Annotated in this window: 11 protein-coding genes and 1 tRNA gene; 9 read left to right on the forward strand and 3 right to left on the reverse strand. The window is 68.8% G+C overall.

Translation table 11 applies throughout. The annotated features are described in order from the left end of the window. Positions 1 to 2 precede the first annotated feature (2 nt). From KUV67_00375 to lexA, 6 genes are all read left to right on the forward strand, one after another. Positions 3 to 341: a 4a-hydroxytetrahydrobiopterin dehydratase gene (locus KUV67_00375; GenBank protein MBY6203331.1), complete on the forward strand. Its 339-nt coding sequence runs from the start codon at positions 3 to 5 to the stop codon at positions 339 to 341. Continuing rightward, a complete protein-coding gene (locus tag KUV67_00380; protein ID MBY6203332.1) occupies positions 334 to 1,293 on the forward strand; it encodes an AAA family ATPase in 960 nt (319 codons plus the stop codon). Before KUV67_00375 ends, KUV67_00380 begins: the two co-directional genes overlap by 8 nt. Continuing rightward, positions 1,253 to 2,242: a DUF58 domain-containing protein gene (locus KUV67_00385; GenBank protein MBY6203333.1), complete on the forward strand. Its 990-nt coding sequence runs from the start codon at positions 1,253 to 1,255 to the stop codon at positions 2,240 to 2,242. Before KUV67_00380 ends, KUV67_00385 begins: the two co-directional genes overlap by 41 nt. Continuing rightward, entirely contained in the window at positions 2,239 to 4,215 is a 1,977-nt protein-coding gene (locus KUV67_00390) for a DUF3488 and transglutaminase-like domain-containing protein (GenBank protein MBY6203334.1), read from the forward strand. Before KUV67_00385 ends, KUV67_00390 begins: the two co-directional genes overlap by 4 nt. A 62-nt stretch (positions 4,216 to 4,277) precedes the next feature. Then, positions 4,278 to 4,901, forward strand: a complete 624-nt coding sequence (locus KUV67_00395) for a Slp family lipoprotein (protein MBY6203335.1) — start codon at positions 4,278 to 4,280, stop codon at positions 4,899 to 4,901. A 108-nt stretch (positions 4,902 to 5,009) separates the two neighbouring features. Further along, positions 5,010 to 5,636 (forward strand): transcriptional repressor LexA, encoded by a 627-nt coding sequence (gene lexA, locus KUV67_00400; GenBank protein ID MBY6203336.1) that lies wholly within the window; start codon positions 5,010 to 5,012, stop codon positions 5,634 to 5,636. 34 nt (positions 5,637 to 5,670) lie between these two features. On the opposite strand, the gene KUV67_00405 is transcribed toward lexA, so the two are convergent. Continuing rightward, a complete protein-coding gene (locus KUV67_00405) occupies positions 5,671 to 6,444 on the reverse strand; it encodes a hypothetical protein (GenBank protein ID MBY6203337.1) in 774 nt (257 codons plus the stop codon). A 67-nt stretch (positions 6,445 to 6,511) separates the two neighbouring features. Between KUV67_00405 and KUV67_00410 the strand changes: the two genes are divergently transcribed. Next, complete coding sequence (locus KUV67_00410) at positions 6,512 to 7,234, forward strand: DUF1499 domain-containing protein (GenBank protein MBY6203338.1); 723 nt, start codon at positions 6,512 to 6,514, stop codon at positions 7,232 to 7,234. Between the two features lie 46 nt (positions 7,235 to 7,280). Beyond that, on the forward strand, positions 7,281 to 9,758 hold the full coding sequence (locus KUV67_00415) for a CehA/McbA family metallohydrolase (protein MBY6203339.1): 2,478 nt from the start codon (positions 7,281 to 7,283) through the stop codon (positions 9,756 to 9,758). Between the two features lie 680 nt (positions 9,759 to 10,438). Here the strand turns inward: KUV67_00415 and KUV67_00420 are convergent. Beyond that, positions 10,439 to 10,529: transfer RNA gene (locus tag KUV67_00420), tRNA-Ser, on the reverse strand. Between the two features lie 345 nt (positions 10,530 to 10,874). Here KUV67_00420 and KUV67_00425 point away from each other — a divergent pair. Continuing rightward, positions 10,875 to 11,570 (forward strand): alanyl-tRNA editing protein, encoded by a 696-nt coding sequence (locus KUV67_00425; GenBank protein ID MBY6203340.1) that lies wholly within the window; start codon positions 10,875 to 10,877, stop codon positions 11,568 to 11,570. 23 nt (positions 11,571 to 11,593) lie between these two features. On the opposite strand, the gene KUV67_00430 is transcribed toward KUV67_00425, so the two are convergent. After that, positions 11,594 to 12,154: a glutathione S-transferase family protein gene (locus KUV67_00430; protein MBY6203341.1), complete on the reverse strand. Its 561-nt coding sequence runs from the start codon at positions 12,152 to 12,154 to the stop codon at positions 11,594 to 11,596. Positions 12,155 to 12,209 lie beyond the last annotated feature (55 nt).

A 12,209-nucleotide genomic window follows, 5' to 3' on the forward strand; every position in this document is an offset into this window, starting at 1 on the left:
CCATGAGTGACGAACTCCAGGAAAAGAAATGCACGCCGTGCGAAGGCGGCACCCAGCCGCTCGACAAGGAACGGATCGACAAGCTGCTGCCACAGGTTCCGGGATGGCAGGTCGACGACGACGGCAAGCGGATCGTTCGGCGTTTCGAGTTCAAGGGTTTCTACAAGACCATGGCGTTCATCAACGCGATGGCGTGGGTGGCAAACCGCGAAGCGCATCACCCGGACTTCGAAGCAGGCTACAACTTCTGTCGTGTGACCTTCCAGACCCACGCCATCGACGGCCTGAGCGAGAACGACTTCATCTGCGCGGCCAAGCTCAACGCCTTGCTGGATGACTGATCCGGCCGCTCGCATCGACCCGGCGGCCGCCGATGGCTCGGCGGCCGAGCGCCTGCAGCGTGCGGTCGATGCGGTGAACGGCGTTGTTCTCGGCAAGCCCGAGGCCGTCCACCTGGCCTTCTCGGCACTTCTCGCCGGCGGTCACCTGCTGATCGAAGACCTGCCCGGGGTGGGCAAGACCACGCTGGCCCAGGCCATGGCGATCGTGACCGGCGGATCGTGGCAGCGCATCCAGTTCACCAGCGACCTGCTGCCGGCCGACATCCTCGGCGTCTCGATCTGGCGCCGTGCCGACGAGACCTTCGAGTTCCGACCCGGTCCGGTCTTCGCCAACGTCGTTCTCGCCGACGAGATCAACCGGGCGACGCCGCGCACCCAGAGCGCGCTGCTCGAGGCGATGGCCGAGCGCCAGGTCAGTGTCGACGGCAGCACGCACCCGCTGCCGCGACCCTTCTTCGTGATCGCGACCCAGAACCCACTGGACCTGGTCGGCACCTATCCGCTGCCGGATTCCCAGCTCGATCGGTTCCTCCTCCGGATCGGCCTCGGCTACCCGGATCGTGCCGAAGAGCGACGCTTGCTGAGAGAACCCGACCGGCGCGACCTGCTCGAGGCCCTTCCCACCTGCCTCGACGACAGCGACGTGAGGTGCTTGATGGACCGCGCCCGCGACGTCCACCTGTCGGAACCGGTGGTCGACTACCTGCAGGCCCTGATCCAGGCCACCCGCGAACACCCATCGCTGCGCGCCGGCCTGTCGCCGCGCGCGACGCTTGCGCTGGCCGCCACGGCCCGCGCCCACGCGCTCCTCGACGGCCGCGATCACGTCCTCCCCGATGACGTCAAGCGCGTCTTTCCGGCGCTGGCGACGCACCGCGTTCAGGTCCGCGCCGAGTCCGAGGCACCGGCCGATGTCATCGCACGCATCCTCGAGCGTACGCCGATTTCCTGAAGCTGTCCGGCAGCGCTTCGCGCGCTGGCTGGATGGCGCCCTGCGCCGCCGCGGGCCGATCGATCCGCCGCTGACCCTGCGTTATCGCCAGGTCTTCATCCTGCCGACCGCCTTCGGCTGGATGATCGCCCTGCTCCTGCACGGCATGCTGCTCGGTAGCCTCAACTTCAACAACAGCATGGGCCTGCTGACGACCTTCCTCCTGGCCTGCCTCGGCCTGTTGTCCATGCACCTGGCGTTCCGCAACCTCGAGGGCATTCGGGTCGAAGCGGTTCATGTCCGGCCGGTCTTTGCAGGCCAGGCGGTGGACGTGCACATCGAGCTCGCCGAAGCGGCCGGCCGACCGAGGCTCGGTATCGTCTGCCGCCGGCCCGGCAGCGCAGACGGCGAGGGCGTCGACCTCGAGGCGAACGCTACGGCGGTGGCCCGACTGGCGCTCGCGACCGAACGGCGCGGTCGTCTGCCCGTGGGTCGGCTGCGGATCCGGACCCGGCAGCCGCTCGGCCTGTTCGAGGCCTGGTCCTGGGTCGACAGCCGGGCGACGGTCCGGGTCTGGCCCCGGCCGGCCGACCGCCCTCCTCCGCCCCCGTGGACCGCCGCGTCACGTCCTTCGTCGCGCCCCGGCGACGAAAGCGACGAGTTTCACGGGCTACGCCCCTGGCGCGAGGGCGATCCCGTCCACCGCATCGCATGGAAAGCCAGTCAACGCCATGACCAGCTGCTGGCGCGGCAGTTCACGCGACCGGAGCGCGGCCGGATCGTCTTCCGCCTCGACCAGGTCCCGGCGACCGACCTCGAGGACCGGCTGTCGATCCTCTGCCGATGGATCCTCGACGCCGAGCGCGACGGCCTTCGCTACGGCCTCGAACTCGGCGCCTGGCAAACCGCGCCGGACCATGGCGAGCCCCATCTCCGTCGATGTCTCGACGCGCTGGCCGACCATCCATGAGAGTCCGTCTCGGCGCCTCGACCGTTGTCTTCGTGCTGGCCGCATTCCTCGTCGCCGCGGGACCTCACCTGCTGGCCATCCCGGCCTGGCTCGGCGTGTTCGTGCTCGCTGGGGTCGCATGGCGCGGCGCGGCCGAGTTCCGCGGCTGGCGTCCGCCGGGACGCCTGGTCCGGATCGGCGTGACCTTCCTGGGTCTGGGCCTGGTCATCGCCGCCTACGGCACCCTGTGGGGTCGCAGGGCGGCCACGGCGCTGCTGTGCGTCATGCTGGCGTCGAAGCTGCTGGAGATGTACCGGCTGCGTGACGGCCGGATGGTCGCCGCCCTTTCGTTCTTCCTGGTCGCCACCCAGTTCCTGTTCAGCCAGCGTCTCGAGCTCGTGGTCTGGCTGCTGGCGGCGTGCTGGCTGGCCACGATTGCGCTGCTGCGGATCCAGCGCGACGAGGATGCGCCTCGTGCCGGTACCGGGAGCGCTACGGCTCCTGTCCGCAGCACGATCCGGGGTGCCGCCGCGATGATGCTGCTTGCGCTGCCCTTCGCGCTGGTCCTGTTCGTGCTCTTTCCGCGCCTCGCCTCGCCGCTCTGGGGCCTTCCCGAAGAGGCGCTGGACGGCCGAACGGGACTGTCCGACGAGATGTCCGTCGGCGAAATCGCCAGCCTCTTCGAGGACGACAGCCCGGCGTTCCGCGTCACCTTCCAGGGCGAGCCGCCTCCGCGTTCGGAGCTCTACTGGCGCGGACCGGTCCTGTGGCGCTTCGACGGCCGCACCTGGACGCGCGTGTTCTACGTCAACCAGGCGCCGGAGCGCGTCCCCGACGTCGGCCCCGGTGCCCTGCGCTATACGGTCCAGATCGAGCCCACCGAGCGGCGCTGGCTGTTCGCGCTGGACCACCCGGCCCGCTGGCCCGACCGGACCCGCGTCTCGATGGCCTTCGAGCTGCTGCGCGACGAACCGCTGACCGCCCTCACGCCCTACGACGTCATCAGCCAGCCCGACTTCGTCGATACGCCGACGCTGCTCCCGCTCTACCGGAACCTGGCGCTGGACCTGCCCGAGGACAGCAACCCGCGCACCCGCCGGTACGCGCGGGAACTCCGCGAGCGGTTTCCCGACGACGACGCTGCCCTCATCGGCGAAGTCCTCCGCTGGTTCAACGAGGGCCCGTTCTACTACAGCCTCGATACGGCGCCCCTGGGCCGGCACGGCGCCGACGAGTTCCTGTTCGACCTGCGCACCGGTTACTGCGAGTACTACGCGTCGGCCTTCGCGGTACTGATGCGTCACGCCGGCATTCCGACCCGGGTCGTGACGGGTTACCAGGGCGGCTACTGGCAGGCCGCCGACGAATACCTCCTGGTCCGCAACTCCGACGCGCACGCGTGGAATGAAGTGTGGCTCGAGGGTCGCGGCTGGACGCGGGTCGACCCGACGTCCGCGGTGTCGCCGACGCGCATTCTCGACGGCGCCCGCAGCGCGCTTCCCGGTGCGGGCGGATGGCTGAGCGCCGACTGGGCCTTCCAGCTGAGGAACCAGTACGACCGGCTGCAGCACCTGTGGAATCGCTGGGTGCTCGGCTTCGATGCGGACCGTCAGGAATCGATGCTTCGCCGCCTCGGTTTGCAGACCCTGGGCCTGGCCGGACAGGCGGCGCTGATGGTCGCGGCCATATTGCTGCTGGCGCCGCTGGCATGGTGGCTGCGCGGGCTGCTGGCCGGCGCGCGCCGAACGCCGGACCCGCTGGTCCGTGCCTGGCGGCGCGTCGAGCAGCGGCTGGGCCGGGCCGGGCCGTCGCGCCGGGCCCACGAGACCGTGCGCGAATGGATGCCGCGTGCCGCGGCGACGCTGCAGAACCGGGACGAGCTGCTTGCCCTGGCCGATCGCTACCAACGGCTTCGCTACGGACCTGACCCGGCCGACGCCGCGATCCGGACCTTCGTCGAGCGCTGCCGCCGATGGCGACCCCGTTTTCGGTGAACCCTCCATGGGATTTCTGTTCAAATAGGGTTGATCGAACCGCAACGCGAGGAGCCTTCGAGATGAATGGATCCGGACCCGTTTCCGCACTCGTCGCCGGTGCCGCATTGCTCGGCCTGACCGGCTGCGCGAGCATTCCTGCGCCGCTCGAGGGCGAGTACGCCGAGCGGCCCGCCCCGTCCGCAACCACGCCGACGCAGGTCGGCGAGACCTTCCGCTGGGGCGGCACGGTGGTGGCGACCCGACCGGGAGAAGCCGCGACCTGCCTGGAGCTGCTCGCGCGCGAACTCGATCGAAGCCATCGGCCCCGAGAAAGCGATCGCGGGCTGGGACGGTTCCGCGCCTGCCACGATGGTTTCCTCGACCCCGAGATCTTCGCGCCCGGTCGCGAGGTCACCGTCATCGGTCGGCTTCAGGGGTTCGAGACCGACAGCGTCGGCGATTATCCGTACCGGTTTCCGCGGCTGGAAACGCGGTCGGTCTACCTCTGGCCCGAGCGCGTCGAACTGGACGAACGATACGACCCGCTCTTCCACGGGCCGATGTGGCGCTACCACGCCTGGCCCTACTGGCCGTACGGCGGCCCGTACTGGATCGGTCGGCATCGCTACTTCATGCCCTATCCGGCGCGTGACCACCTCCGCTCGGCCTCGCCCGCCACTTCGGCCCCGAAGGCCGAAGGGTAACGCTCGCCCCCTGTAGCCGAAGGGCTTCCGGTCGGAACGGCGGACCGGTGTGTGGGCAACGGTGCGCGTGGCCTGCAAGAACCACTGTATTTTGATATAGTGCGTGTCATGAAACTATCGCCCCGCCAAGCCGAGATTCTCGCGTTCATCCGCGATTCCATCGACCAGGACGGCCTGCCGCCCACGCGCAGCGAGATCAACGCCCATTTCGGGTTCAAGTCGCCGAACGCGGCGCAGTCCCACCTCAAGGCGCTGGCCGCCAAGGGTGCGATCCGGCTGGATGCGCGGACTGCGCGCGGCATCGTGCCCACGGTCGACGACGAGCCCGCGCCGCCGAACCCGGGAAGCCTGGTGGAGCTGCCGTTGATCGGTCGCGTTGCCGCCGGCGCCCCCCTGCTGGCGCTGGCGCATCAGGAGCGGCGCGTCCCGGTCGATGTCTCGCTGTTCCGGCCGGCCCCGCATTACCTGCTTCGCGTCCACGGCGACAGCATGAAGGAGATCGGCATTCTCGACGGCGACCTGCTCGCCGTGCATCGCACGCAGACGGCGCGCGACGGCCAGATCGTGGTCGCCCGGATCGATGACGAAGTGACCGTGAAGCGGTTCCAGCGCGACGGCGAACGGATCCGCCTGAAGGCAGAGAACGCCGACTACGACGACATCGTGGTCGCCGACGAGGGGCAACGGGAGTTCGTGATCGAAGGCCTGGCGGTCGGCGTCGTGCGCCGGCTGTGATTCGACCGACCCGGACGGAGCTGTTCGGCCGAGACTACTCGACGCGGTAACGATCCCGGTCGGCCAGGAACGGGAATTTCTCACGTACACCGCGTACCGCCGCCGGGTCGAGGACGAACTCGGCCACGTCCTCCGCGCCGTCCAGTTCCAGCAGTGGTTCGCCGAGCGCATCGTAGGCCCGCGAACTGCCGGGATACTCGACGCCCTTGCCGTCCGTTCCGCAGCGGTTGACCCCGATCACGACGGCCTGGTTCTCGATCGCCCGGGCCTTCAGCAGCGTGCGCCACGCCTCCACACGCGGTGACGGCCAATTGGCTGGAAAGAGCTGGACGTCGAAGGCGTCGTCATTGCGGCACCAGACCGGGAATCGCAGGTCGTAGCAGATCTGCAGATCGAAGCGCCACCCGCGCCAGGCCACGCGCACGCGGTGATCGCCGGCCGAATAGCGGTCGCCTTCGCCCCCGTAGCCGAACAGGTGGCGCTTGTCGTAGTGCGTGCTCCCACCGTCCGGCGTGGCGAACACCAGCCGATTGAATCGCTGCCCGTTCTCGACCACCGCGACCCCGGCGACCACGGCCGCCCCGCGCCGCTCCGATTCGGAGACGACCCACGCCAGGTCGGCCGCTCCTTGCTCGCGCTCGCCCTCGTCGGGCAGGTCACCGAGAAATCCGGTGGTGCAGGTCTCCGGCAGCACGAACAGGTCCGCCGCATCAACGCGGTCCATCAGCTTGGAAAGGTGCTTTCGATTCGCATCGCGGTCGGCCCAGCGCGTGTCGGGCTGGATGACCACCGTCTTCAGAGCGTCCATGGGGCAAGCGTACACGCGACCGATGGCACCGTGCCAGAATGTCGGCACGTCTCCGGGAGCCTTCCCAATGATTCTTCGCCGTCTCGCGTTCGCAGCTTCGCTTCTCGCCCTCGTGCTACTGCTCGCTGGAGGCCCCGGCTACCGGCTCGGGCTCTGGGAACTCGGCTTCGGCCTGCTCGGTGTCCTGCGTTATGCGCTGTACCTTGGGGCGGCCGGTGCGCTGCTCGCCGTGATCGGCTTGCTGGTCCCGAAAATCCGCAGACAGGGCGCCGGCGTGTTGATCGTCGCGCTGGTCCTCGGGGTCTCGGTGGCCCTGGTCCCGATCGGCGTTCGCCAGGCCGCTGAAAGCAAGCCCTTCATCCACGACATCACCACCGACCTCGACGACCCACCGGAATTCGTCGCCGTCGCGCCCTTGCGCGCCGACGCCCCGAACCCGGCCAGCTACGGCGGGGACGAGGTCGCCCGGCAGCAGCGCGAAGGCTATCCGGATCTCGGCCCGGCACGATTCGCCGCCTCGATGGCCGACGTGTTCAATGCCGCGCTTGAGACCGTCGACGCCATGGGCTGGGAGCGCGTCGCGGCGGAGCGCAGCGAAGGACGGATCGAGGCCACCGACACGACGTTCTGGTACGGGTTCAAGGACGACGTCGTCATCCGGATCGGACGCGAGGATGGCCGCACCCGAGTCGACGTTCGCTCGAAGTCCCGGGTCGGCGGCAGCGACCTCGGCAAGAACGCGCAGCGGATCGAAGCGTTTCTCGACGCGCTCGCATCGCGGGTCGACTGAACGACTCGGACGAATGACTCGAACGGACCATCGGAAGGAGCACTCGATGAGCGCACCGGTATTTCTTCCCCTACGGCGCTGGCGGGAACTGCTCGTGCTGCTGCTGCTCCCCGCGGTCGGCGTCGCACAGTGGACGAACCACTATCCCAAGCTGGATGACTTCGGCCACCATGTCTACCTCGAACAGCACGAGCTGCCGATCCTGGCGCACGGTCCCAGCGACCCCGCTCCCGCGCCCGACGGACGGCGCCTCGCGTTCGCGGCACAGGGGTGGCTGTGGATCCTCGATCTCGACAGCGGTGTGGCGACGCGATTGACCGATGGCCCCCACCTCGACGCGCGGCCCCGGTGGTCCCCCGACGGCCGGCGACTGGCCTTCGTGCGCGATAGCGGAGACGCGACCTGGATCGTGGTCCGCGAGATGGCATCCGGAACGGAGACCCGCATCGGCTCGCCCGATGCGATTCACCTGGACCCGGAGTTCTCGACCGACGGCGCGACCCTGTTCTACACCGCGGCGGTCGACGGCAGCCTGCAGCTGCTCGCGAATCGCCTCGATGCCGGTACCGTCGACGTGCTGACCGAACTTCCGCAGGTCGTCCGCAACGCGCGTCGCTTGCCCGACGGCAGCGGACTGCTCTACCTGCACGGCGACGGTGCGCACCGCGTACTGCGCGAACGGAGCCTCGCCACCGGCTCCGATCGGATCGCGCATGCGGAAACGCTGGCCTACCACCTGACCGCCGACGTGCATCCGACCCGACGACTGATCGTCTACAGCGCGCCGATCGACAACGACTATCACCTGTGGACCCTGGACCTCGACGATCCCCGCGTCCGCCACCGCCTGACCGGGGGCTCGCCCTACGCGACCTCCCCGGCCTTCAGCGCCGACGGCGATCACGTCTACTTCGTCGAACCCGACCAGGACCGCCGACTCCGCTTGATGCGCATCGCGACCTACGGCGGCCCGCCGTCGCAGGTCGAGATCCGCGACTGGGACTACGGCAGGCCGACCGGCGATCTGGCGGTCGAAGTGCGCGACAGCGACGGCCGACCGACCGCGGCGCGCGTAGCCATCGAAGGCGATGATGGCCATCCGGTCGCCGTTCCCGACGACGCCACCTTCGTCGACCCTCAGTCCGGCCGGCACTACTTCTACGTGGACGACACGGCGCGACTTCGCGTTCCGGCCGGCCGGTACCGGGTGACCGCCGCACGGGGTCCGATGACGCCGCTCATCGAAACCGAAGTCGAGGTCTCCGGCGACGGCGCGGCCCGCGTCCGGCTCGTGCCGACTCCGATCTGGGACGCGCGAGCCGAAGGCTACGTGGCGGCCGATCACCATGTCCATCTCAACGGCGACGGCCACTTTCGCGCCGACCACGGCGACGCGCTTCGCGCGATGGCGGGCGAGGACCTGGACCACCTGGCGCCGCAGTCCTGGAACCGCTGGGAGCGGCGGATCGATGCCCCGATCCTCGGTCGGACCACGGTCCGCGACGGCCGCGTCGTCCACCAGGGCCAGGAGGTCCGGTCCCACTTCCACGGCCACATCGGCCTGGTCGGCGTCGATACGCCCTATGCACCCTGGTTCTTCGGGCCTCACAACCCCACCCTCGGCGATCCCGATCGGACCAACGGCGACGTGATCGCGTTCGCCGAGCGGTCCGCCGCGTTCCCGACCTACGTGCATCCGATCGCCGATGACCGTGATCCCTTCACGCACCTCGAGGACCTGCCGATTCCGCTGGAGCTGGTCTCCGACGGCGTACTCGCCGAACGGATGGGGCTCGAACTCGTCTGCGCCTGGACCAGCCCGCTGGGCAACGCCGAAGTCTGGTATCGCCTGCTGAACATCGGTCGCCCGATCGCGGCGATGTCCGGCACCGATGGCTGGATCGATTTTCATCGCACGCCCGCCGTCGGCACCGGCCGGAACTACCTCCGCGTGGCGCCGGACCACGCAACCCTGGAGGCCGTGATCGAAGCCGCGGCGGCCGGACGGGGCTTCGTCACCACCGGCCCGGCGCTTGTCTTCGAGCTCGACGACGGTTCAAGGCCGGGGGACGTGACCTCCAGCGGACGGCACGGCTGGACGGCCACCCTGGCCAGCGCAACGCCGGTCGACGTCGTCGAGCTCGTCGTCAATGGCGATATCGTGGGAACCGCGAAGGGTGTCGGCGCCGGAGAGACGCGCGAACTGCGCGGCGAGGTCGACCTGCCCGAGGGCGGCTGGGTCGCCATCCGGGCCTACTCGTCCGAAATGCAGGACGATGCGTGGCCCACCATGCACGCCCGGCCCTTCGCCCACTCGTCGCCGATCTGGATCGGCCGGGTGGGTTCGATCGATCCGCGCGCCCGCACGGCCTCGGCTCGGGATCTGCTGCGAGCGGTCGAGGCGTCGATCGCTGCGTTCGACGAAGCCTACGGAGACGTGCCGACGCCGAGGCTCGACGCGCGGCTGGACGAAGCTCGGCTGCGCCTCGAAGCGATGATTCCCGTCGAGGCGACGCCGCGGTAAGTCGGCATCCATTGCGATCGGCTGCGTGATTGCGGGCTCGCCGCTTGATGGCGGAGAGGGAGGGATGACTCGCGCCTGCGGCGCTCGTGAGCTCGCCGCTGCGCGGCTCGGTTCGTACCCTTGGCGCTGCTCGACCGCGTTGCGACCCGGAGGGCGTGCGTCCTGGGACGTCGGCCTTCGTTCGTCCCTGCAGGATTCGAACCTCCAGCCCGCTTCGTCATCCATGAAAAAACCCCGCGCAAGGCGGGGCTTTTTCATGGATGGCGGAGAGGGAGGGATGACTCGCGCCTGCGGCGCTCGTGAGCTCGCCGCTGCGCGGCTCGGTTCGAACCCGGGTTCCAATCCGTGGTCCCCGCTCCCCGATCAACAAAAAACCCCGCTCGAGACGGGGTTTTCTGTTGATGGCGGAGAGGGAGGGATGACTCGCGCTGCGCGCTCGTGAGCTCGCCGCTGCGCGGCTCGGTTCGAACCCGGGTTCCAATCCGTGGTCCCCGCTCCCCGATCAACAAAAAACCCCGCTCGAGACGGGGTTTTCTGTTGATGGCGGAGAGGGAGGGATGACTCGCGCTGCGCGCTCGTGAGCTCGCCGCTGCGCGGCTCGGTTCGAACCCGGGTTCCAATCCGTGGTCCCCGCTCCCCGATCAACAAAAAACCCCGCTCGAGACGGGGTTTTCTGTTGATGGCGGAGAGGGAGGGATTCGAACCCTCGAACCGGGGTTACCGGTTAACGGTTTTCGAGACCGCCGCATTCGACCACTCTGCCACCTCTCCGAAACTTGAATTGTAGTGATCAGATCGCTCTGATCGGCGGTCCGTTGGACCGCGAGACCGCCGCATGGACTGCGCAGCTCCGCTGCTTGCCCTCCGGGTGGCTTCAACCGCTTCGCGGTCTTCGCATCGAGCTCGCTGCGCTCGGTTCGACCACTCTGCCACCTCTCCGAAACTTGACGTAGTGATCAGATCGCTCTGATCGGCGGTCCGTTGGACCGCGAGACCGGCGAATTGGTGCGTTACCGATCAAGCTCGCCAGTATATCCGATCTGGAGTTTTCGGTACAGCCCCCTTCCTTGTTTTCCAGCCGTAGAATCCGTGCATCAACCCGCCACGGACCCGCCGATGACCGACGCCCTGTTCGCCGATGACGCCTACCTCACCCAGTGCACCGCCGTGGTCACCGAGGCCGGACCCGAGGGCGTGGTGCTGGATCGGACGGTGTTCTATCCACTCGGGGGCGGCCAACCCGGTGACCGCGGGGTGCTGGAGTGGGGAGACACGCAGCTTCGGATCGTCGATACGCGAAGACGGCGTCCCGACGGCGCGATCCTCCACCTGCCGGACGAGCAGGTGCCCCTGCCCCCGGCCGATACGGAGGTCACCGCCCGCATCGACTGGGACCTGCGCTATCGGCACATGCGGATGCATACTTGCCTGCACCTGCTCGGTGCCGTGCTCAAGTACCCGGTCACGGGGGGAAACATCTCCGCCGACCGGAGCCGCCTTGATTTCGACCTGCCCGACGCGCCCGACAAGGACGCGATCACCGCCGAACTCAACGCGTTGATCCGGGCCGGCCATCCGGTCGGCTCGCGCTGGATCGACGAGGAGGACCTCGATCCGGCGCTGATCCGAACGATGTCGGTGAAGCCGCCGTCGGGCGTCGGTCGCATCCGGCTGCTTGAGATACCCGGCGTGGACCTGCAGCCCTGCGGCGGCACGCACGTCCGCCGCACCGACGAGATCGGTTCGGCCACGGTGGTCAAGGTCGAGAAGAAGGGACGCCGTAATCGGCGCGTGCACGTCGTGCTCGACTGAAGCCGGGGTCGGACGCCGGTGCCTCAGCCGGCTCGGCCGGGGTGCGTGGTCGAGAATTCGCCGATTTCCTCCCAGTACGCCAGCACCCGTCCCAACGTCCGGAAGGGTTGCGCGTCGATCCGCTCGCGGAAGGCCGCCCAGCTCAGGTAGCAGGCGAGCCGCAGGCCGTCGTCGTCGCCGGGATCGATGCCGTCGAAGCGGCGGTCGAGTTCGACGAGACTGCTCTCGACCCGGTCGCGCTGCCGCCCGAGATAGGGCACGTCGTCGGGCCGCAGGCCGTCGCGTTCGAGCAGGAACAGGTTGACCGTGCTGTCCAGGGCCGTGGTTGCCAACAGGTAGCGATCGAAGGCGGCGGGATCGGAAAGGAACGCGCCGCCCTGCCGCTCCCGGGTCCACCGCAGGATGCTCGACGAGTCGGTGAGCCGAAGGCCGTCGACCTCGAGGAACGGGACGCGGCGGGTCGGCGACTGGCGCGCGCTGGCGGCGTAGTCGGTCTCGACGAAGTCGAACTCGAGACCCTGCTGGATCAGCGCGACCCGGCAATGGCGGACATAGGGCGAGGTGTAGCTTCCGTAGAGTTTCATCCCTGCTTCTCCGGTTCGACGACCGCTACCGGTCCGGACGCCCGGACCCCGATAG

This window comes from Halomonas denitrificans (assembly GCA_019800895.1).
In the GTDB taxonomy this organism is placed as follows: Bacteria; Pseudomonadota; Gammaproteobacteria; order Xanthomonadales; family Wenzhouxiangellaceae.

Excerpts from the sequence above, each read along its gene's own strand:
- KUV67_00385 (MBY6203333.1), top strand. The coding sequence starts at position 1,253 with ATGTCATCGCACGCATCCTCGAGCGTACGCCGATTTCCTGAAGCTGTC.
- KUV67_00430 (MBY6203341.1), bottom strand. The coding sequence starts at position 12,154 with ATGAAACTCTACGGAAGCTACACCTCGCCCTATGTCCGCCATTGCCGG.
- lexA (MBY6203336.1), top strand. The coding sequence starts at position 5,010 with ATGAAACTATCGCCCCGCCAAGCCGAGATTCTCGCGTTCATCCGCGAT.
- KUV67_00415 (MBY6203339.1), top strand. The coding sequence starts at position 7,281 with ATGAGCGCACCGGTATTTCTTCCCCTACGGCGCTGGCGGGAACTGCTC.
- KUV67_00405 (MBY6203337.1), bottom strand. The coding sequence starts at position 6,444 with ATGGACGCTCTGAAGACGGTGGTCATCCAGCCCGACACGCGCTGGGCC.
- KUV67_00380 (MBY6203332.1), top strand. The coding sequence starts at position 334 with ATGACTGATCCGGCCGCTCGCATCGACCCGGCGGCCGCCGATGGCTCG.
- KUV67_00390 (MBY6203334.1), top strand. The coding sequence starts at position 2,239 with ATGAGAGTCCGTCTCGGCGCCTCGACCGTTGTCTTCGTGCTGGCCGCA.
- KUV67_00375 (MBY6203331.1), top strand. The coding sequence starts at position 3 with ATGAGTGACGAACTCCAGGAAAAGAAATGCACGCCGTGCGAAGGCGGC.
- KUV67_00395 (MBY6203335.1), top strand. The coding sequence starts at position 4,278 with ATGAATGGATCCGGACCCGTTTCCGCACTCGTCGCCGGTGCCGCATTG.
- KUV67_00425 (MBY6203340.1), top strand. The coding sequence starts at position 10,875 with ATGACCGACGCCCTGTTCGCCGATGACGCCTACCTCACCCAGTGCACC.
- KUV67_00410 (MBY6203338.1), top strand. The coding sequence starts at position 6,512 with ATGATTCTTCGCCGTCTCGCGTTCGCAGCTTCGCTTCTCGCCCTCGTG.